The sequence below is a fragment of the Mycobacterium sp. genome, assembly GCF_040398885.1.
GTDB lineage: Bacteria > Actinomycetota > Actinomycetes > Mycobacteriales > Mycobacteriaceae > Mycobacterium.
In genome coordinates this window covers 10537-29598 of sequence record NZ_JBBATF010000016.1, presented here as the reverse complement: position 1 = coordinate 29598, position 19062 = coordinate 10537, and the positions used below count along the sequence as shown (strand labels likewise).

Sequence of the window (19062 nt, the reverse complement as noted above, 5' to 3'; positions counted from 1 at the left end):
TGCGCGGCGTCGCGGCGGCGGGCCGCCATTCCGGCCAGCGCCTCGAACACCACCCGGTGGGCGGCGTTGACGGTCAGTTCGGCGTGGTCGTAAGCCGGGGCGACCTCGACCACGTCCACCCCGACGACGTCGTGTTCGTGGCAGAGTTGGCGGACCATCCGCAGCAGGTCGGCGCTGGTGATACCGCCCGGTTCGGGGGTGCCGGTGCCGGGGGCGTGGGCCGGGTCGAGGACGTCGATATCCACTGAGACATAGAGCTTTTCGGCCTTGGCCAGCGCCTCGTTCACCGCCCGGCGCATCACGTCCTTGAAGCCGCGGTCCCAGATCTCCTGCATGGTGTGCCAGGTCATGCCCTGCTCTTGCATCCACTCGAAGGTGTCCTGCGGAGGCCAGTAACCACGCAGACCGACCTGGACGAAATGCGTCCCGGGAACCGCACCGGACTCGATGAGCCGGCGCATCGGCGTGCCGTGGCTGGCCAGGTTGCCGTCGATGATGTCGGCGGTGTCGGCGTGGGCGTCGAAGTGCACGATGCCGACGTTGCCGTAGCCGTGCACGTCGGCGACGGCGGTGGCGGCCGGCCAGGTGATGGAGTGGTCGCCGCCGAGGATCACCGGCACGATGCCCCGCGAGGCGATGGCGTGCACGCGGTCCCGGATGTTGGCGTGCGACTGCTCGGCCGAACCGTGCGGGCAGTGGGCGTCGCCGTAGTCGACGACCTCCAGCCAGTCGAAGATCTCCAGGCCCAGATCCATGTGGTAGGTGCCGGGCTCGTAGGCGGTGGCCCGGATCGCGCGCGGCCCGAACCGGGCGCCCGGCCGGTTGGTGGTGGCGATGTCGAACGGGGCGCCGACGATCGCGACGTCGGGTTGCCAGGCGTCGAGTTGGTCGGGTTCGGTCAGGAACGGCCGCTGGCCGAACGACACCATGCCGGAGTAGGCCAGCTCGAGTTGCTCGGCCATGCCGGGCGGGAGTTCACGGGCGGGATGGTGGTGGTGGTCACCGGCGCTCACCCCAGTGAGGCTACCGCCCGCGGGCGACCCGTGTGCCGGTTGGGGCGGTGGAAGAATCGAGCCCATGGCGCATGACGTGGTGGTGGTCGGAGCCGGGCTGGCCGGCCTGACGGCGGCGCGGGAACTCGCCGGCCGGGGCTATGACGTCGTGGTGCTCGAAGGCCGCGACCGGGTCGGCGGGCGCACCTTCTCCGGAACCCTGGCCGGCGTGCCGGTGGACCGGGGCGCCTCATTCGTCGGCCCCACCCAGGACGCCGTCCTCAAACTCGCCGCCGACCTGGGCTGCGCCACCACACCGACCTACCACGCCGGGGCCAACCTGATCCGCTGGCGGGGCCGGGTGCACCGCTACACCGGAACCATCCCCAGACTGGGCCTGGTCGGCCTGCTCGACATCGGGCGCATCCGGTGGCGGTTCGAACGCATCGCCCGTGGCATCGACGTCACCGCGCCGTGGGACTCCCCCAAGGCCGCCGAATGGGACGCCCTCAGCCTCGGCGGCTGGCTGCGTTCGATCAAGGCCACCGCCGGCTCACGCGACCTGATGGCGATCATGTCCAGGGTGACCTGGGGAGCCGAACCCGACGAGGTCTCGATGCTGCACGCGGTGCGCTACGTCAAGACCTCCGGCGGACTGGACCGCATGCTCGACACGGTCGGCGGCGCCCAGCAGGACCACTTCCCCGGCGGCACCCACCAGATGGCAGAGCGGATCGCCGAGGAACTCGGTGATCGAATCCGGCTGAACGCCAATGTCTCTCGCGTCGAGTGGTCGGACAACGCCGTGGCGGTGACGTCCTCGGCCGGGGTGGTCGAGGCCCGCCGCGCCATCATCGCGATCCCGCCGGCGCACCGCCTCGACATCGACATCGCCCCGGCGCCGCCCATCGGTTACCGGCAACTGGCCCAGCGCTGGCCGCAGGGCGCGCTGACCAAGGCCTACGCCGCCTACCCGACGCCGTTCTGGCGGTCCCGGGGGCTGTCCGGGCAGGCACTGTCCGACGAAGGCCCGGTGTTCATCACCTTCGATGTCAGCCCGGACAGCGGCCCGGGTGTTCTGCTGGGCTTCACCGACCCCCGCGGTTTCGACGCCCTGCCGGAGGATCAGCGCCGAGAACAGGTGCTCGGAAGCTTCACGGCGCTGTTCGGCGCGCAAGCCGCCGACCCGATCGACTATCTCGACCAACGTTGGGGCGCAGAGACTTTCGCGGCGGGCGGCCCAACCGCCGCGGTACCGCCCGGGTCGTGGACGGAATTCGGCAGGCTACTGCGCACGCCGCTGGGGCCGCTGCATTGGGCCGGCACCGAGACCGCCGACGAGTGGACCGGATTCATGGATGGCGCCGTCCGATCCGGGCGGCGCGCAGCCGACGAGGTGGCGGGCGCGCTCGCTGCGCTCAGGAGCTGATCCGCTGCGCCGCGGTGACTTCCCGCAGCAGGCCGCGCAGCTGGCCGTTGACCGCCCCCGGATGCTCGAGGATCGCGCAGTGGCCGCCGGGCATCTCGACCATCTCGATCAGGTTCGGCACGGCGTCGGCGATCTTGCGGGATCGGCAGATCGGCAGCAGGCGGTCCTCGGCGCTTCCGATCACCAGCGCCGGCACGGTCAGGCCGGACAGGTCGATGTATGTCTTGGGTCCGAGTTCTTCGACCAGGACCCGGACCCAGGCGCCCCGGCCGGCCGGGGCGGTGGACGCGAAGACGTCGTGCAGCAGCCGCGACAGGGCGGGGTCGGCCTCCGCGCCGAGCGCGATCATCCGGATGAAGCGGCGACTGCCGAACTGAGCCCCGCGGAAAAGCGGGACGCCGCCGAGGGATCGGATCACCACGCCGGCCGCCATGATGCGGGTGGAACGCAGCACCGCCGGCACCTGGAGCAGTTGAACCCTGTCGACCAGGTTGCCGTGGGTGGTGTTGATCAGCGCGACGGCGTCGACCCGCTCCTGCACACGGTGGCGGAACCGGTCCGACCAGGCGCTGATCGCGATGCCACCCATCGAGTGGCCGGCGACCACGGCCCGCTCCCCCGGTCGCAACACCGTGGTCAGCACGGCGTCCAGGTCGGCGGCCAGGTGATCGAGGCTGTAGGCCGACGCCGCTGGGACCCCGCTGCGGCCGTGTCCGCGGTGGTCGTAGGCGATCACCCGGAAGTCGCGGGCCAGATCGTTGATCTGCTCGTGCCAGACCCTCAGCGAGCAGGTGATCCCGTGGGCCAGCACGATCGGATAGCCGTTGGCCGGCCCGAACACCTCGGTGTGCAGCCGGGTGCCGTCGGCGGAGTGCACGACCACGGTCTTGCCCGGCGGCAGCGCGGGGCCCTCAGCGCGCCCCTCGGCGGACCGGGATCCGCTTCGCTTCGAGGCTCTGGCCTGCTTCTCGTCGACTGCTGGTGCCGGCATCGTCGCTCCTCGCCGGGCGGCGGCGTCGCCGCACCGTTGGCAGAGCGTAACCCTTCTCAGGCGATCCAACCGCGAATCCGGAATCCGATCTCGACCACTCCCACCAGTGACAACGCAATCGTTATCGTCTCGGTCCCCAGAGTTCACCGGCTGGGGCTGGTTCCTGCGGTTGTCCCACCGTACGGTTCATTTGCTAGTTTGACCTGCGACGCCTGTCGTCAGAGTTAACCCTATTGAAGGAGAACCCCAAGAATGAACACTGGAATGGCACGCGCTGCGGCCGCCGCCGGCGGCCTCGCCATCGCTGCAGCCTTCGCCGTCAGTTGCTCGGCCACCAAGGATGCTGCCAAGGACGCCGTTTCCAGCGCGTCGAGCATCGGCTCGTCTGCGGCCAGCGCGGCGGGCAGCGTCGCCTCCGATGCCTCCAGCGCGGTGAGCAGCGGCGCCAGCGCCGCCTCCAGCGCGGTGAGCAGCGGCGCCAGCGCCGCCTCCAGCGCGGCCTCCGGCGCCGTCAGCAGCGGCGCCAGCGCCGCCTCCAGCGCGGCTTCCTCCGTCATGAGCGGCACGCCCACGACCATCAGCGCTCCGGCCGTCGGCAACGTCTCGCTGGACGGCCCGACCGCCGGCGCGTACGAGCGCCTCGGTGGCGCCACCGCTCTCGGCGCCCCGACCGGCATGCCGGAGACTGTCGGGGAGGGCACCTTGACCCCGTTCGCCTACGGCACCATCTTCTCCTCTCCCGCCGGTTCCTACCTGGTCCAGGGCGAGATCCTGAAGCGCTACATGGACGAGCAGGGTGGTCCCGCGGGTGCGCTGGGCTGGCCGACGGCCGACGAGACCACGACCGGCGGCGGCGAGAAGGTTGCCGGTGGCGGCTGGATCAGCCTGTTCGAGAACGGCACCATCACCTGGCTGAACGACGGCAAGGGCAACTTCTCCGAGACCGTCACCAAGAAGTAGTTCGCAACCCCGCAAGGCGGCCCCCGGGTTTGAGCGGTTTCCCGGGGGCCGTTTTGTCGCCTCAATCCTGCACGGCCTTGGCCACGGCGATGCACCGGGTCAGCCACCCGGCGTCGGCCACCGGCCCGTCCTGCACGGCCCACATCGCGTTGTGGACCATCCGGACCACCACCCAGGCCCGCGCCCGGTCCTCATCGAGTCCGGCTGCGTCGGCCAGCATCCACAGCCGCCGGCGCACGCCGCCGCGCACGTCCCCGGCGATCTCGTCCCATCGGTTCCACAGCATCGGTGCGAGTTCGTAGTGCGGGTCGCCGTTGACCGGCTTCGGGTCGATCGCCAACCACGGGTCGAGCCCGCCGGCGGCGAGGACATTTCCGTAGTGCAGGTCGGTGTGCACGACCCGGTCGGGGACGGCACCGTCGGCCGCCAGTTCTCCGCCCAAGGCGGCCGCCTGCTCGACCAGCCGACGCGGAATGGCCTCGCCGCGAGCAAGATCGGCCAGATCGGCGGTCCAGCGGCCGACGAAGGACGACAGGCTCCGCAACGACGGCAGCGCCGGGACGTGCAACTGCCGGTACAGGCCTGCGACCACCTCGCAGGCCTGCTCCTCGGGCACACCGGAAAGATCGGCCCGTCCCAGCCGGTCGAGCAGCAGGACCCGCAGGTGCGGGTCGGCGCCGAGCAGGCGCACCGCGCCGTGGCCGGCCCAGCGCCGCAGTGCCAGGTGCTCGTGCTCTGATTCCTCGTCGGGGAAACCGATCTTGAGCATCGCCGCGGCGCCGTCGGCGGTGCGCACCGGCAGCACCACCGAGCAGTGCCCGCACACCCCAGGCCCGTCCGGCCGCAACCGCCACCGCCCGGCGGCCCGCTCGGCGATCGCGGGCACGGCCCGCAGCCAGTCCGCCCACCCCGGACCACGCCGGGCCATCGCACCCGCCGCCGGCGGAATCGCGAACAGGCTCACCGGGGGCTGCGCAGCGCCCGGGCGATCACGGCCGTCGTCACACCCAGCAACACCCCTACGACCACGCACTGGGCGCCAAGGCTGAGGGTGAACGCACGGGGGTCGACCGCCTCGCCGAAGTCGGCGACCGCGCCGCTGACAACCAGGTAGATCACCGACACCACGCTGCCGGTGATGGCGATACCCAGTGCGGTGCCCAGTTCGAAGGACGTCTCGGAGATTCCGGTCGCCGCCCCGACCCGGTCTTCACTGGCGCTGGTCAGCACCAGGTCCGAGGCGACGGTCACCACCGACCCGAAGGAGAAACCCAGCAGCATGAGCGGAATCACCATGGCGGGGTAGGACACCGGTATGGCCAGGCCGAGCGCCACCAGTCCCGCCGCACCCACGCACAGACCGGCCAGCAGGATGCGGCGGTGCCCCCAGCGCCCGATCAGGCGGGCGGTGTAGGAGGCGGTCAGCAGGCTGACCACGGACTCCGGCAGGGTCGCCAGCCCGGACTGCAGGGGCGAGAAGTCGCCGACCTGGCGCAGGAAGATCGGCAGGAAGAACAACGCGCCGATGTTGGCGAACACGACGACCAACTGCGCCGCGATCGCCGCGCTGAACCGGGCCTGGCCGAACAGCGACAGATCCAGCAGCGGAACGGCAAGCCGGCCCTGCCGGCGCAGGAACACCCACAGCAGCGCGGCCCCGATCACCAGCGCCACATACGCCGGCCTGAAGTCCGGCCCGGAGTGTGCCAGTTCGGTGATGCCGTAGACCACGCCCAGGATGCCGGCGGTGGAGTAGCAGACCGACAGCGGATCCACCGGGTGCCGGATCCCGCTGCGGGCCTCGGGCAACACCCAGGCGCCCACCGCCACGATCACCGCGACCACCGGAAGGTTCACCAAAAGCACTGAGCCCCAATAGAAATGCTCGAGCAGCACACCGGCCAGGGTCGGGCCCATCGCCGCGCCGGCGGCGCCGGCCGCACTCCAGATGCCCACCGCCCGCATCCGCATGCGGTCGTCGGTGAACACGGTGCGCAACAGGGCCAGCGTGGACGGCATCAGACCGGCCCCCGCCACCCCCTGCACGGCACGCATGACGATGAGCAGCCCAGCGGTGGGAGCCAACGCCGCGGCGGCGGAGGCCGCACCGAAGGCGACGCTGGAGATCAGCAGCAGGCGCTTGCGGCCGATCCGGTCGCCGATGTTGCCCATGGTGATGAGCAGGCCCGCCAGCACGAACGAGTAGATGTCGCCGATCCACAGCACCTGGTTGTAGGTGGGGTGCAACTGCTCGCTGATCGACGGAACCGCAACACTGACCACCGTGCCGTCGACGGCCACCATGAACACCGCCAGGCAGAGCACGAACAACGCGCTCAGGCGGCGTCCGCGCAAAGTCAGCGAAGCACGTTGTCGAGCACTGCGGCGGTGAGGATGTAGGCGGCGTGGCTGCCCCCCGCGCTCACCTGCACGTCCAGCGGCCACTTCCAGGGCGGCGGAGTTCCGCCCAGCAGTGGGAAGGCCACCGACGTGACCGTCATCAGCGTCGAGCCGAAGACCATGGTGGCGAAGGGCTCGCGGATCCTGTTGCGCAACAGCACATGAGCGATCCCGAACACCGACCCGTAGCTCCACCGCAGCGCCAGGGTGATCGCGCCGGCCTCCTGGTCGGTGGGCCTGGGCAGGTGCAGCAGGCTGGCCACGATCCGCCCGGGCACCACGCTGTCGTCGTAGTCCAGGCCCTCGTGCGACCACAAACCCTCCACCGGGCTGCCGTCGGCGAGGGCTGTCACCCCGGTGTAGCGGCCACGCCGCAGCGTGCGTTCGGTGTGGTACCAGGCGGCCATGGCCGCGGTACCGCTGAAACCGGCCACCAGGCCCCGCTGGAGCCACGACGTCTTCGTTCGCTGGGGAGTTCGCATAGGGGAAGGTTAGCCGCTGCCCGCTACGTCAAGCACCGGATTCGCCGACGCTCCCGCGAGAGGGGGTGACGATCGGCCGGTGGCCGAACCGCCCACCGGCAAAGGGCTCTGCGGACCGGGATCGCTGGTGAGCCATTCACGGCTGCCGCAGGCAGCGGCAGGCCACCAGCGCGAGGTCCGCTGCGGCATCCGACGCAGTCTTGGTCGGCGTCAGAATGTGGCTGAGGCACAGCCGCACAACGCTTTCCACCATCACCCGGATATCGCCCGGATCGGCCTCGGGCCACTGTTCGCCGACCCACCCGCCCAGGACGCCGACGGCGACCCCGATGAGCGGCTCGCCGCGGACGGTCAGCACCGACAACAGGGACATGTCCTCGCCGGCGGCGGAGGTCCGGGTCAGGATCGTCTCCAGCAGCGGGTTGCCGCGGGCGACGGAGATCATGTACTCGCCGGCCTCCGACACACCGCCGGACAAGTCGCCGTCGTGGGCGGCCAACCGGGTCTGCAGGCCGTCGAAGAACTCCTCCGTCTCCCGCATGACAAGCGCGTTGCCCAGGTCGTCCCTGGTCCCGAACTCGGCGTGCAGGCTCTGCCGGCTGATTCCGATCGTCTTCGCGATGGCGCCCATCCGGACCGCCGCCCAACCACGATCGAGCACCGTGTCGCGCGCGGCGTCGAGGGCGAGTTCGCGCAACCGCGCCCGGCCGTAGGCGCGGGTCTCGGCGCGCAGGTCCACGACAGCCATGGGGCCGAGTCTAACTGGGCCGACATAAATTGCCTCAGTGTCGTTTCTGATTGACATTTTTGTATTTCTGTCGGATGCTCGAGGTACCTGACCAGGAGGCACCATGACCGCAGCGCTCACTCGGGCCGAACGGGCCTACGACCCGGCCGACATCTCGTCGAAGGCGTTTTGGTCCGGCACCGCAAAGGACCGCGAGAAGGTCTTCGCCGAACTGCGGGCCCACCGGCCGGTCTCCTGGCACCGCCCGGTGCAGAACGGCATGTTCGAGGACCCCAACGACGAGGGCTTCTGGGCCGTGGTGCGGCATGCCGACCTGGTCGAGGTGACCCGCCGGCCCGGCGACTTCCTGTCCGGCAAGGGCATCACTTTCGAGTCGATGCCCGAGGAGGTGCTCGACGCCGCCCAGGGTTTCATCGCGATGGATCCGCCGCGGCACACCAAGATCCGCCGCCTGCTGGCCTCGGCCTTCACCCCCAGGCAACTGGCCCGCATCGACGACCACATCGTGGCCAACGCCCGACACATCGTCGACGACATCGCCGGCCGGGGCGAGATCGACTTCGTCGCCGAGGTGGCCGCACTGGTCCCGATGCACAACATCTGCGACATGCTCGGCATCCCCGGGGAACACCGCCGGACCGTCGCCTACGAATCGCAGTTCGCCGACGGCTGGCGCGACCCCCGCCTGCTGCAGGGCGCCGAACCCCTGGCCCGGTTGTTCCAGACCGTCACCACCGTCCACGCGGTCGCCCACGAATTGATCGCCGCCCGCCGCGGCAAGCCGGAGGACGACCTGATGACCGCACTGGTGCAGGCCGAGGTCGACGGCGAACGCCTGACCGACGACGACATCTCGTCGTTCTTCACGCTGCTGATCATCGCCGGCAACGACACCACCCGGCAGTCCATCAGCCACGGACTCAAGGCGCTCACCGACTTCCCCGATCAGCGGGCCTGGCTGATGGAGGACCTCGACCGCCGGTTGCACCCCGCGGTCGAGGAGATCATCCGGTGGGCCACCCCGATCATGACCTTCCGTCGCACCGCCGCACACGACACCGAACTGGGCGGCCGGCAGATCACCGAGGGCGACAAGGTGATCATGTTCTACTCCTCGGCCAACATGGACACCGAGGTGTTCGACCACCCCGAGCAGCTCATCCTGTCCCGCTCGCCCAACAGGCACGTGGCCTTCGGCGGCGGCGGCATCCACCACTGCCTGGGAGCGCAGCTGGCCCGCCGGCAGATCGCCGCCACCTTCCGCGAACTGCTGACCCGGCTGCCCGACATCCACGTGGTCGGCGAGCCGGAGTTGGGCAACGGCAACTTCTTCCATACCGTGATGCACATGACCGCACAGTTCACCCCCGAAGACACCGGGGCGAGACGATGAGAGTCGTCGTCGACCGCAGCAAGTGCTCCTCGATCGGGTTGTGCGAGGCGACCGCACCGGACATCTTCGAGATCGGCCCGGACGGGGCGCTGCACATCCTGATCGACGACATCCCGGCGGACCGCCGCATCGACCTCGAGCAGGCCTGCGAGAACTGCCCCACCCAGGCGCTGTCCATCCAGGACTGACCGGCGGCGCAGCCGGCCGGACCCGTCGACACCCGACGGCGGTGTCCGTAGTGTTGGGCCATGGGCGAATTGCCGCCGGGGCCACCACTGCCGGCAGCCGTCCAGACCGCGCTGCTGTTGCGCTGGTGGTCGGCGTTCGCATTCGCCTGCCGGCGCCGCTACGGCGACGTGTTCACCGTCCGGCTCGCCGGGTACGGGCCCGGGGTCTATCTGGCCGACCCCGAGGACATCAAGACCGTCTTCGCCGGCGACCCGCGGACCTACCACGCCGGCGAGGCCAACGCCGTGCTCGGCGGGGTGCTCGGGCCCAGTTCGGTGCTGCTGCTCGACGGTGATCTGCACCGCGACCGCCGCCGGCTGATGCTGGCCCCGTTCCACCGCGACGCGGTCGCCCGCCAGGCCGATCTGATCGCCGAGATCGCCGCGGCCAACATCGCCGGCTGGCCGGTCGGCACCGAATTCCCGGTGTCCCCGAAGATGTCGCAGATCACCCTTGAGGTGATCCTGCGCGCCACCATCGGCGCCAGCGACCCGGCCCGACTGGCGTCGCTGCGCGCCCTGATGCCGCGGCTGCTGTCACTGGGGACGTTCGAAACCCTGGCGATCGCCCGCCCGCAACTGCAGCGCCGGCGGCCCTGGCGCGGGCTGCGCCGGCGCCTCGCCGAAGCCGACGCGCTACTGCACGCCGAGATCGCCGAGCGGCGCGCCGACCCCGGCCTCGCCCAGCGCACCGACGCGCTGGCAATGCTCATTCGTGCGGCGGACGCCGGCGGCCGGCAGATGACCGACGCCGAACTGCGTGATCAGTTGATGACCCTGCTGCTGGCCGGCCACGACACCACCGCGACCGCGCTGTCCTGGGCCCTGGAACGGCTCACCAGGCATCCCGACGTGCTGGCCAGTGCGGTGGCCGCCGCGAAGTCCGGCGACGACGACTACCTCGACGCGCTCGCCAAGGAGACGCTGCGGATCCGGCCGGTGGTGTTCGACGTGGGCCGGGTGCTCAAGGCGCCGGTGGAGATCGCCGGCTACCGGTTGCCCGCCGGCGCCACGGTGATCCCGGCGATCGGGTTGGTGCACGCCGAGGAAAGGCTCTACCCCGACGCCGGGCGGTTCCGCCCCGAGCGGATGCTGGGCGCCAGCCTGTCGCCCACCACCTGGCTGCCGTTCGGCGGCGGCAACCGCCGCTGCCTGGGCGCCAATCTGGCGCTGACCGAGATGCGGATCGTGCTGCGCGAGGTGCTGACCCGGGTCGAGTTGTGCACCACCACCGCCCCCGGCGAACGGCCGCGGGTCAGCGGGGTCATCCAGCAACCGCGCCGGGGAGCCCGGATTCGGGTGCGGACCCACATCGGGGATCAGGGCTGCGCCCACCCGCGGCACTGCCGGGTGGACGGATCGCACATCACCGGCCCGGTGGTCCAGCCGCCGTAGTACCCCGGGGTGTTCCAGGTCTCCATCAGCTGCCCGTTCCACGGCGCCGGCCGGCAACCGCCCTGGTTCAGCACGCCGACGCAGACCGGGTCGGCCGGCGCGCACGGCGCAGTGGCCACTGCGGCCGCGACGGCGACGATACCCACGACGAGACGGAACTTCATCACAAACCTCCCCCGGATCCGATGCGGGACAACGCTAGCGGGGCCCTCCGACAGAACGCGGGCAACCGGGCCGCGCGAGCTACCCGGAGGCTCCGGCGCGATCGGTCTCGTCCTGCTCCGCCCGCGCGGCGCGGTCGGCGGCCCGGGCGGGGGCGATGATGAACGGGACCGCGATCAGGCCGATGATCCCGAACACCCAGCCGCCCAGCGTGGTGTCCTGCCCGCCCAGCAGCGGCCCGGCCAGCGTCGGCCCGAGCGCCAGACCCACCGAGGACAGCCCGAGGATGAAGGCCACCAGCCGTCCGGAGTTCCGGTCCAGGTCCGCCGCAACCGACAGCCCCAACGGGAGGATCACCCAGTAACCCAGATTCACCGCGAGGTTCCCGACGATGTAGGCGGCCGGTTCGCGGACCAGCGCCACCAGCATGACGCCGATCGCGCACAGCAGCAGGCCGGCGGCGCCCAGCGTAGCGCGCCCGACCCGCCGGCCCAGCAGCCACGGAGCCATCGTGCCCAGCAGACCGGTCAGCTGGGAGAGCCCGAGAAAGCCGGCGGTGGTCTGGGCGGACAGGCCCGACCCGACCCCGAGTTCCTCGGCGAAGGTCCACAGACCCGCCAGCGCCAACTGCGACAGCGCGACGGCCAGGCCCAGCCGCAGCGGAAGCGCGCTGAACAGCTTCAGCTCGCCGACTCCCCGAGCCCCGGCTTCGGCCGCCCCGTCCCGCGTGGCGGCGATGGCCCGGGTGTCGGGCAGCTTCCACCAGATCAGCGCCAGGCACAGCAGCTGCACGGCCACCATCGCCGCGTACGGCAGGACGATCGGATACATCTGCCGCAGAACGGGATTGGTGCTCATCATGATGAAGACGAACACCATGTACCAGATGGTCAGCAGGCCGAACGCGCGCTCGCTGTTGTGGGCGTGGGACAGCGCAGCGTTGCCGGCCACGAATGACAGACCACACCCGAGGCCCAGCCCGACCATGCCGGCGAACAGCGACCAGAAGCCGTCGTCGCTGACCTGGCTGATGTAGAGGAGTGCCGCCGCGGAGACGACGATGCCCCAGGTGGCCACCGATCGCAGACTGCGGTGGGCGATGGAGTGCGCCAACCCGAACTCGACGACGGCCATGGTTCCCAGCGCGGCGGTCACCAGCAACCCGGCCTGGGTGTTGCTCAAACCGAAGCCGCGGTGGAACGACGTTGCGTAAATCGGGCTGAGCAGATCGGCCATCACCCCGGCCACGCCGGCGGCGATCCCGCCGACAATCAGACCCTTCGGCTCCTTCAACGACCAACTCCTCGGTGCCGGAAAGCTTTCGGTGATGCAAAGCTCCGACGGTAACCGACCCTGCGCTTCCCAGTCTGGCTGACGCCGAGTCATGAACGGGGCCAACGAGTCCGGAATCTCGCCCTCCAAGGCAGCGCCCAGATGGCAGGATGCCCGTGGGCGCCCAATGGTGTGGGCGAGCGTCAGCACAGCAGGAGGTGGCAAGTGGCCGAAAGCCCGCAGGACAAGCCGGCGGCGAAGAAGGCTCCGGCGCGCAAGGCCGCGCCGAAGAAGACCTCCGCCAGAACGGCGCCTGCGGCCAAGAAGACTCCCGCCAAGAAGGCGTCGGCCAAAGCGGTCACCAAACCCGCCGCCAGAGCCAAGGCCAAGACCCTGCGCGGCGAAGAGACCGTCACCGAGGCCCGCCGACTCAGCGGCTGGGACTTCGCCACCTGGCGGATGGCCACCGAGGACCCGGTGATGCGGTCCACCATCCTGGGTGTCCTGGTGCTCGACGGCAGCCCGGACTGGGACAAGCTGACCGACCGCTACGAGCGCGCCAGCCGGCTGGCTCCGGTGCTGCGCTCCAAGGTGGTGGAGGGCCTGACCGGCCTGGAGTCCCCGCGGGTTGTGGTGGACCCCAACTTCGACCTGTCCTTCCATATGCGCCGCTTCGTGATGCCCGAGGACTCGACGTGGCAGGACGTGCTCGAGGAGGCACGCCGGCAGAGCATGGCCGATTTCGACAAGGACAGACCGTTGTGGCAGGTGACCCTGCTGGAGGGCCTGCCCGGCGGCAAGTCGGTCCTGGTGCAGAAGCTGCATCACGCGATCGCCGACGGCCAGGGAGCGGTGCAACTCGGCCTGGCGCTGCTGGACTTCACTCCCGAGGGCAACGACCTGGGGCCGATGCCCGAGGCGCCGGATCCGGCATTGCTCGACACCAGGGGCTTCATGCAGGCGGTGCTCCGCAACAACGCCGGCTGGGTCGCCAGGACCGTCGAGGACGCCATCAAGGGGTTCGGCCCGCTGGCGGCCACCGCGCTGCGGCATCCCCGAACGTTGTTCGGCAAGATCCGGGAAAACCTCGGGTCGGTGGTCCGGTTCACCAAGCTGGCGAGCGAGCCGATGTCGCCGATCCTCAAGGGCCGCAGCATCAATTACCACTTCGACACCATCGACATGGACTTCGAGAAGTTCAAGGCCGCCGCCAGGGAGCGGGGCCGGACGGTCAACGACCTGTTCCTGGCCGCCATCAGCGTCAGCATGGACGACTATCACGTGAAGATGGGCCACCCGGTCCACGGGCTGCGGATGAACATGCCGATCTCGCTGCGGACCTCCGCCGATGAGACCAACGCGGTCACCATCGCGCGCTTCGAGATCATGGTGAGCAACCGCATCGACGACGTGCTGGAGAGCGCGGCCAGCACCGTGCGCGCCTGGCGCGCCGAGCCCGCGCTGAGGCTCGCCGACTACCTCGCCGAGCTCAGCCGCTTCCTGCCCCCGGAGCTGGTGTCGGCGGCGGCGCAGACCTCCGACCTGACCGCTTCCAACGTGCCGGGGGTCCCGGTTCAGGTGTGGCTGTCGGGAGCCAAGGTGGAGCGGATGTATCCGCTGGTCGGGCCGATCGGCGCGGCCATCAACGTCACCATGCTCACCTACGCCGGCGTCGCCAGCGTCGGCGTCAGCTCCGACGACGCCGCCGTCACCGACCGGGCGGGCCTGCTGGAGAGCCTGCGGCACGGATTCCGCGAGGTCGTCGGTCCGTCGGTGATCATCGGAGACCCGATCAGCGGGAACTGAGCGCCGCGCGCCGAACCGTGGCGGCTAACCGCTCGGGTGCGCCGCGGGAGCCGCGACCAGGGACTCCGCCGACTCCGCGTGTTCGAGTTCCTCGGCGAGCTGCTCGGAGCTTCCCACCGGGGCGCGCAACTGCTTCTCCACGATGTTCATCGCCAGCCGGGCGTACACCCATTGGCTGGTGGTGGTCAGCTGGCCGCGGCTGTTCTGGGTGAACGTCAGTATCCAGCTGAACAGGGTGCTGATCCGGTTCTTGAAGCCGACGAGATAGAACAGGTGCAGGAACAGCCAGGCCAGCCAGGCGATGTAACCGCCGAACTCCAGCGGGCCGACCTGGGCCACCGCATGGTGCCGGGAGATCGTCGCCATGCTGCCCTTGTCGAAGTAGCTGAAGGGCGCCGGGGCCTGCATGCCCTTGATGTCGCGCTTGATGGACTTGGTGGCGTACTGGGCGCCCTGGATGGCGCCCTGCGCCACACCCGGCATCTTGGGCACCGCAGACATGTCCCCGATGACGAAGACGTTCGGGTGGCCCCGAACCGTCAGGTCCGGTTCGACGACCACCCGACCGGAGTGGTCCACCTCGGTGCCCTCGCACTGGGCGGCGATCTTCTCACCCAGCGGGCTGGCCTGAACGCCGGCCGCCCAGACCTTGCAGGCGCACTCCACCCGGCGCTCCTCGCCGGTCTCCTTGTCCTTTACGACCACTCCCATGTAGTCGACATCGGTGACCACCGAGTTGCCCCACACCTCGACGCCCATCTTCTCCAGCCGCCGCTGGGCCATGCGGCCCAGCTTCTCCCCCATCGGCGAGAGAATGTAAGGCGAGCCGTCGAACAGCAACACCCGGCATTCGGCCGGGTCGATGGTGCGAAACGCACCGGGCAGGGTGCGCTGGGCCAGTTCGACGATCTGGCCGGCCAACTCGACCCCGGTGGGACCGCCGCCGACCACCACGAACGTCAGCCGGCGGGTGCGCTCGGCCGGGTCGGTGGTGACCTCGGCCGCCTCGAACGCACCGAGGATGCGGCCGCGCAGTTCCAGGGCGTCGTCGACGGTCTTCATGCCGGGCGCGAACGTGGCGAATTCGTCGTTGCCGAAGTAGTTCTGCTGGGCCCCGGCCGAGACCACCAGGTAGTCGTAGGGCAGCACCGTCTCCATGACGCCCAGCCGGGACGTGACGGTCCGGTTGGCCAGGTCGACGTCCTCGACGTCGCCGAGCAGGACCTGGCAGTTCTTGACGTTCTTCAGGATCAGCCGGGTCGTCGGCGCGATGTCGCCGACCGAGAGGATGCCGGTGGCCAACTGGTAGAGCAGCGGCTGGAACAGGTGGCTGGTGCTCTTGGAGACCAGGGTGACGTCGACATCGGTTCGCTTGAGGGATTTCGCGGCGGTCAATCCGCCGAAACCGGAGCCGATGATGACAACTCTGGGTCGACGGGCGGGCAACGCGGGAGCGGTCATGGGGCGTCCTCTGGGTGAGTTCGGCGGGAACTGGGGGTCAGGTTAACCGTTGAACCGCTGCCAGACACCGACTTGGCGGATGATTATCGGTCAGTTCATCTGGTCGTTCCGGTTGGTCGCCGACGGGTTGGGGGCCCGGGTCAGACCGCCAGGTGGTCGATCACCGCGTCAAAGGCGTTGAGGATGAACTGATCGGCGCCGGGGTCGGAGGACATCGGTTGCGAGGACTGCTTGACGATCGCGACGCCGCGGCGGCGGTCGACGTAGACCCACTGCCCGTGGATGCCGATGGCGGAGAAGGCCTCCCGATCCGGGGTGTGCCGGATCCACCACTGGGCGCGGTAACTCCAGTCGCCGCCGGCCATCGCACCGGTGGCCTCTGGTCCGGCCGCGAACGCCGCTCTGCTGCCGCCGGTTTCCAGGATGTCGATGATCGTCGGTGCGATGATCTGCCGGCCCCCGGCGACGCCGCCGTTGAGCAGCATCTGGGCGAACCGGACCAGGTCGCGTGGGGCTGCGTTCAGGCCGCCGCCGGCGACCAGGGTCCCGCAACGGTCAAGTAGGACATAGGTTTCGGCCTCGGTGCCCAGTCTGGTCCAGAGCACCTCAGACATCTGGTCCTGGAAGGACTTTCCGGTGCACCGGTTGGTGACCCAGTTGACGACGTCGGTCTTGGGGGTTTGGTAGTGGAAGATCTCGCCGTGGTCGTGGGCGGGGTCCTTCTGCAGGGTGGCGAGGAACTCGTAGATGCTGTTGGGCGCGGTCGCCCCCGGGATCTCCAGCAGGCCAAGCGCCAGGCCGTATCGGGCGATACCCGAACCGGGGTCGGCGTAATCCTCGCTGAAGTCGATCGAGTTGACCATGTCCATCACCTGGCCGACGGTCGCCCCGGCGAAGCCGGACGCGCCGGCCAGTTCGGGGATGACCTCGGTGACCTGCCGGGCCTCGTCGAGCAGTCCCTCGTGGGCGGCCATGAGTGCGAACAGCCCGGTGAAGGACTTCGTGACCGACATCATCTGGTGGGGCTGGGCGGCGTGCATGCCGTTGTCGTAGTGCTCATAGACGAGCCGGTCGGCGGTGGCGACCAGGAAGGAGTCGGTGTAGGTCTCGCGCAGGAAATCCGGGAAGCCGGCGACGGTGCCGTCGGCCCGGCCGATCCCGAGTCGACCGATGCCGGGGTCGATTTCGACGTTCAGCGGCGTGACGGTGTCGGCGGTGCGGACCGGCGCCGACGGGAACAACGTCCGCATGTGCAGATACGCCCAGCGGTTGTAGGGCGCCGCCATGAAGCCGTTGGTGCGGTCCACCCGCTTGTCCGGCGGCGGCGGGAACCCCTGCATCAGTCGGAGCTCCGCCGCGGTGGCGTAGGGGTTGTCAGTCACCAGGCGGATCCTGTTTGTCGTCGTTCTCGGACATCATCTTTCGGCCGGCCGCACTGTGCTCGATGGTGAACGAGTCGGCGTCCCAGGGTTCGTCGAGCAGCCACACCGACATCGCGTGTGCGCGGGCGGCGCAGGCGAAGTAGAGGTTGGGCAGGATCACCTGGCGGTGCAGCGCGTTGGAGACGAAGCCGGCGAAGCAGATCATCCCGCCGTCATAGACGTAGCTGCCGAACCCGAAGCCGGTCGCGTCCTGGGTCATCTCGGCGGCGTTGAGGGCCAACGCCAACTCGGCGCCCTTGGCCTCCGACTCGACGGCGAACGGGAAGCGCTGCAGCACCAGCAGGCCGTTGCCGTAGAGCGGGTGGGCCTGCTCTCCTCCGGCGATCTGGCACAGCGATGAACCCTGCCCGTAGGGGAATTCCACGGTCAGTGCCTGTCCGCCGCTGGAGGCCAGGACCGCCGGCGGTTGCATCATGAAATCTCTGACGGCGTCGGTGAAGGCCGCCTCGGGCCACTGGCAGGGATCCTCCCCCGCGCGGACGAGGACCTGCACGGCGGACATGATGTCGTCCGGCTCGGGTCGAACGCCGTTCTCCGGGTGGCCGGTGACGGCGGGCTGGGCGCCGACCGCCTCGGCCAGCGCCCGGCCGAGTAGTCCGGCCTCGCCCAGTTGCGACACCGCAGCCGCGCCGAGCAGCACGCCCATCCATTCGGAGGTCTGGTCGTGGACCCGGCCCACCGAGCACAGGCTCACCGTCCGGGTCTCGGCGTCATACACCGGCGCCGACATCGCGGCCATCCGCATCGGGCCCGCGTTGAGCTCGGCCAGCGCGGTCTCGGTCAGGTCGAAGTCGCTCACCAGGTCGGTGCGCACGCCGATCAGGTACCCGGTCTGGCCGTCCGGGCCGGTCTCCTCGGCGAGGATCTCGATGGTCTGGGCGTTCTGGTCGGCCCACCAGGTGAATCCCCGGTCGGTGCGGACCGACCACTTCTCGTCGACCTGGAGTTGTTCGCTGTAGAGCGATTCGATGATCTGCTCGCCGGTGTTCATTGCCGTCACCGTAACGCTTCGGTACTCGCAGGCGCGTCGCAATGTGACACCGGGAGTTCCAGGACCTAGATTCAGGCTATGCCGTCTGTTCGCTCCACCACGGCGGGGATCGCCGCCGGCCTGGTCGTCGCGGGGGCCGCTGTCACCCCGCCCGCGCCGGCCCGCGCCATGCCGACGGTGGCCGTCCCGGCGGTCCAGCTCAGCGCCGTCATGGCCGCGCTGCCGCAGCCCGCGGCCGCCCTGCCGACACCGCCCGATCCGTTCGTGACCCCGGGGGGCACCTCGCCCGGCGACCGGATCATCAACGGCTACAACGCGATTCAGCCGTGGGTGCAGTACGGGGTGAACCTCTCGGCCTGGGCGGTCGGCTGGTTGCCGTGGCCGATCGGCCTGATCGGCCCGCAGGCCAACATCCTCTACAGCGGCTGGGAGCCGATCGGCCAAGCACTGGCCTACAGCGCCGCATACCTGCTTGACGGTCAGTTCGACCTGATCGGTCCGACGCTGGTCAACGGGTTCACGACCGGGGCCACCAACCTGGTTCGGGGCGAGACCCAGTGGGTGCTGAGCTTCTTCCCGCCGCTGCCCCCGATCTCGTTCCCGGTGCTGCCCGTGGCGGCGACCACCCTGGCCGGGGCGGCGGCGCCCGGGAGTGCGGCGACGGCGAGGACGGCGGCGGCGGGCCCGGCCACTGGGGCGCCGGCCGCCGAGGATCCGACGCCGGCCGCTGAAGATGCCTCGCCGGCCCCGCGCGCCCCGCGTACGGCCGGCCGCGGCGCGCGGTCCCAGCGGTCGGTGCCGGCGGCCACCTCGGCGACACCTGCTCCCGCCGCGGCCGAGGCGAATGAGTCGGTCGAGACACCGGCCGTCAAGACACCGGCCGTCAAGACACCGGCCGTCAGGACGCCCAA

At 70.1% G+C, this 19062-nt stretch carries 17 protein-coding genes and 1 pseudogene; 7 read left to right on the top strand and 11 right to left on the bottom strand.

The genetic code is table 11. The annotated features are described in order from the left end of the window. The coding region (gene speB / locus ADBZ5U_RS03080) for an agmatinase (protein ID WP_526262248.1) at positions 1-962 on the bottom strand (962 nt) is incomplete at its 3' end. Positions 963-1077: 115 nt separating this feature from the next. On the opposite strand from speB, the gene ADBZ5U_RS03075 reads away from it, so the two are divergent. Next, complete coding sequence (locus tag ADBZ5U_RS03075; RefSeq protein WP_526262244.1) at positions 1078-2421, top strand: flavin monoamine oxidase family protein; 1344 nt, start codon at positions 1078-1080, stop codon at positions 2419-2421. Here the strand turns inward: ADBZ5U_RS03075 and ADBZ5U_RS03070 are convergent. Then, the gene (locus ADBZ5U_RS03070) at positions 2411-3412 is read right to left on the bottom strand and encodes an alpha/beta fold hydrolase (RefSeq protein WP_526262242.1); all 1002 of its coding nucleotides are present in this window, start codon (positions 3410-3412) and stop codon (positions 2411-2413) included. The two genes, ADBZ5U_RS03075 and ADBZ5U_RS03070, sit on opposite strands and share 11 nt — an antisense overlap. A 264-nt stretch (positions 3413-3676) precedes the next feature. Between ADBZ5U_RS03070 and ADBZ5U_RS03065 the strand changes: the two genes are divergently transcribed. Then, the gene (locus ADBZ5U_RS03065; RefSeq protein WP_526262240.1) at positions 3677-4372 is read left to right on the top strand and encodes an LGFP repeat-containing protein; all 696 of its coding nucleotides are present in this window, start codon (positions 3677-3679) and stop codon (positions 4370-4372) included. Between the two features lie 61 nt (positions 4373-4433). On the opposite strand, the gene ADBZ5U_RS03060 is transcribed toward ADBZ5U_RS03065, so the two are convergent. The 4 genes from ADBZ5U_RS03060 to ADBZ5U_RS03045 form a co-directional block, all read right to left on the bottom strand. Next, positions 4434-5330: an aminoglycoside phosphotransferase family protein gene (locus ADBZ5U_RS03060; RefSeq protein WP_526262246.1), complete on the bottom strand. Its 897-nt coding sequence runs from the start codon at positions 5328-5330 to the stop codon at positions 4434-4436. 2 nt (positions 5331-5332) lie between these two features. Beyond that, the gene (locus ADBZ5U_RS03055) at positions 5333-6727 is read right to left on the bottom strand and encodes an MFS transporter (protein ID WP_526262238.1); all 1395 of its coding nucleotides are present in this window, start codon (positions 6725-6727) and stop codon (positions 5333-5335) included. Between the two features lie 2 nt (positions 6728-6729). Continuing rightward, positions 6730-7254 (bottom strand): hypothetical protein, encoded by a 525-nt coding sequence (locus tag ADBZ5U_RS03050; protein WP_526262236.1) that lies wholly within the window; start codon positions 7252-7254, stop codon positions 6730-6732. 136 nt (positions 7255-7390) lie between these two features. Next, on the bottom strand, positions 7391-8002 hold the full coding sequence (locus ADBZ5U_RS03045; protein ID WP_526262234.1) for a TetR/AcrR family transcriptional regulator: 612 nt from the start codon (positions 8000-8002) through the stop codon (positions 7391-7393). A 103-nt stretch (positions 8003-8105) separates the two neighbouring features. Between ADBZ5U_RS03045 and ADBZ5U_RS03040 the strand changes: the two genes are divergently transcribed. The 3 genes from ADBZ5U_RS03040 to ADBZ5U_RS03030 are packed head-to-tail and all read left to right on the top strand — an operon-like array spanning position 8106 to position 11017. After that, positions 8106-9395, top strand: a complete 1290-nt coding sequence (locus ADBZ5U_RS03040) for a cytochrome P450 (protein WP_526262232.1) — start codon at positions 8106-8108, stop codon at positions 9393-9395. Then, positions 9392-9583 carry a ferredoxin gene (locus ADBZ5U_RS03035; RefSeq protein WP_526262230.1) on the top strand — a complete coding sequence of 64 codons (192 nt, stop codon included), beginning with the start codon at positions 9392-9394 and terminating at the stop codon, positions 9581-9583. Before ADBZ5U_RS03040 ends, ADBZ5U_RS03035 begins: the two co-directional genes overlap by 4 nt. Positions 9584-9643: 60 nt before the next feature. Continuing rightward, positions 9644-11017: a cytochrome P450 gene (locus ADBZ5U_RS03030; protein WP_526262228.1), complete on the top strand. Its 1374-nt coding sequence runs from the start codon at positions 9644-9646 to the stop codon at positions 11015-11017. On the opposite strand, the gene ADBZ5U_RS03025 is transcribed toward ADBZ5U_RS03030, so the two are convergent. Further along, on the bottom strand, positions 10942-11181 hold the full coding sequence (locus tag ADBZ5U_RS03025; RefSeq protein WP_526262226.1) for a hypothetical protein: 240 nt from the start codon (positions 11179-11181) through the stop codon (positions 10942-10944). The genes ADBZ5U_RS03030 and ADBZ5U_RS03025 overlap by 76 nt on opposite strands. 79 nt (positions 11182-11260) lie before the next feature. Beyond that, positions 11261-12472: an MFS transporter gene (locus ADBZ5U_RS03020; protein WP_526262224.1), complete on the bottom strand. Its 1212-nt coding sequence runs from the start codon at positions 12470-12472 to the stop codon at positions 11261-11263. 204 nt (positions 12473-12676) lie between these two features. Here ADBZ5U_RS03020 and ADBZ5U_RS03015 point away from each other — a divergent pair, with 204 nt between their 5' ends. Beyond that, positions 12677-14257 carry a wax ester/triacylglycerol synthase domain-containing protein gene (locus ADBZ5U_RS03015; protein WP_526262222.1) on the top strand — a complete coding sequence of 527 codons (1581 nt, stop codon included), beginning with the start codon at positions 12677-12679 and terminating at the stop codon, positions 14255-14257. A 24-nt stretch (positions 14258-14281) separates the two neighbouring features. On the opposite strand, the gene ADBZ5U_RS03010 is transcribed toward ADBZ5U_RS03015, so the two are convergent. The 3 genes from ADBZ5U_RS03010 to ADBZ5U_RS03000 form a co-directional block, all read right to left on the bottom strand. Then, positions 14282-15718 carry an NAD(P)/FAD-dependent oxidoreductase gene (locus ADBZ5U_RS03010; RefSeq protein ID WP_526262220.1) on the bottom strand — a complete coding sequence of 479 codons (1437 nt, stop codon included), beginning with the start codon at positions 15716-15718 and terminating at the stop codon, positions 14282-14284. Positions 15719-15858: 140 nt separating this feature from the next. Beyond that, positions 15859-17100 carry a serine hydrolase domain-containing protein gene (locus ADBZ5U_RS03005; protein WP_526262218.1) on the bottom strand — a complete coding sequence of 414 codons (1242 nt, stop codon included), beginning with the start codon at positions 17098-17100 and terminating at the stop codon, positions 15859-15861. Then, a complete protein-coding gene (locus ADBZ5U_RS03000; protein WP_526262216.1) occupies positions 17093-18151 on the bottom strand; it encodes a hypothetical protein in 1059 nt (352 codons plus the stop codon). The genes ADBZ5U_RS03005 and ADBZ5U_RS03000 overlap by 8 nt, the downstream gene beginning before the upstream one ends. A 78-nt stretch (positions 18152-18229) precedes the next feature. Between ADBZ5U_RS03000 and ADBZ5U_RS02995 the strand changes: the two are divergent. Then, a pseudogene (locus ADBZ5U_RS02995) lies at positions 18230-19062 on the top strand (hypothetical protein); the annotation flags it as partial.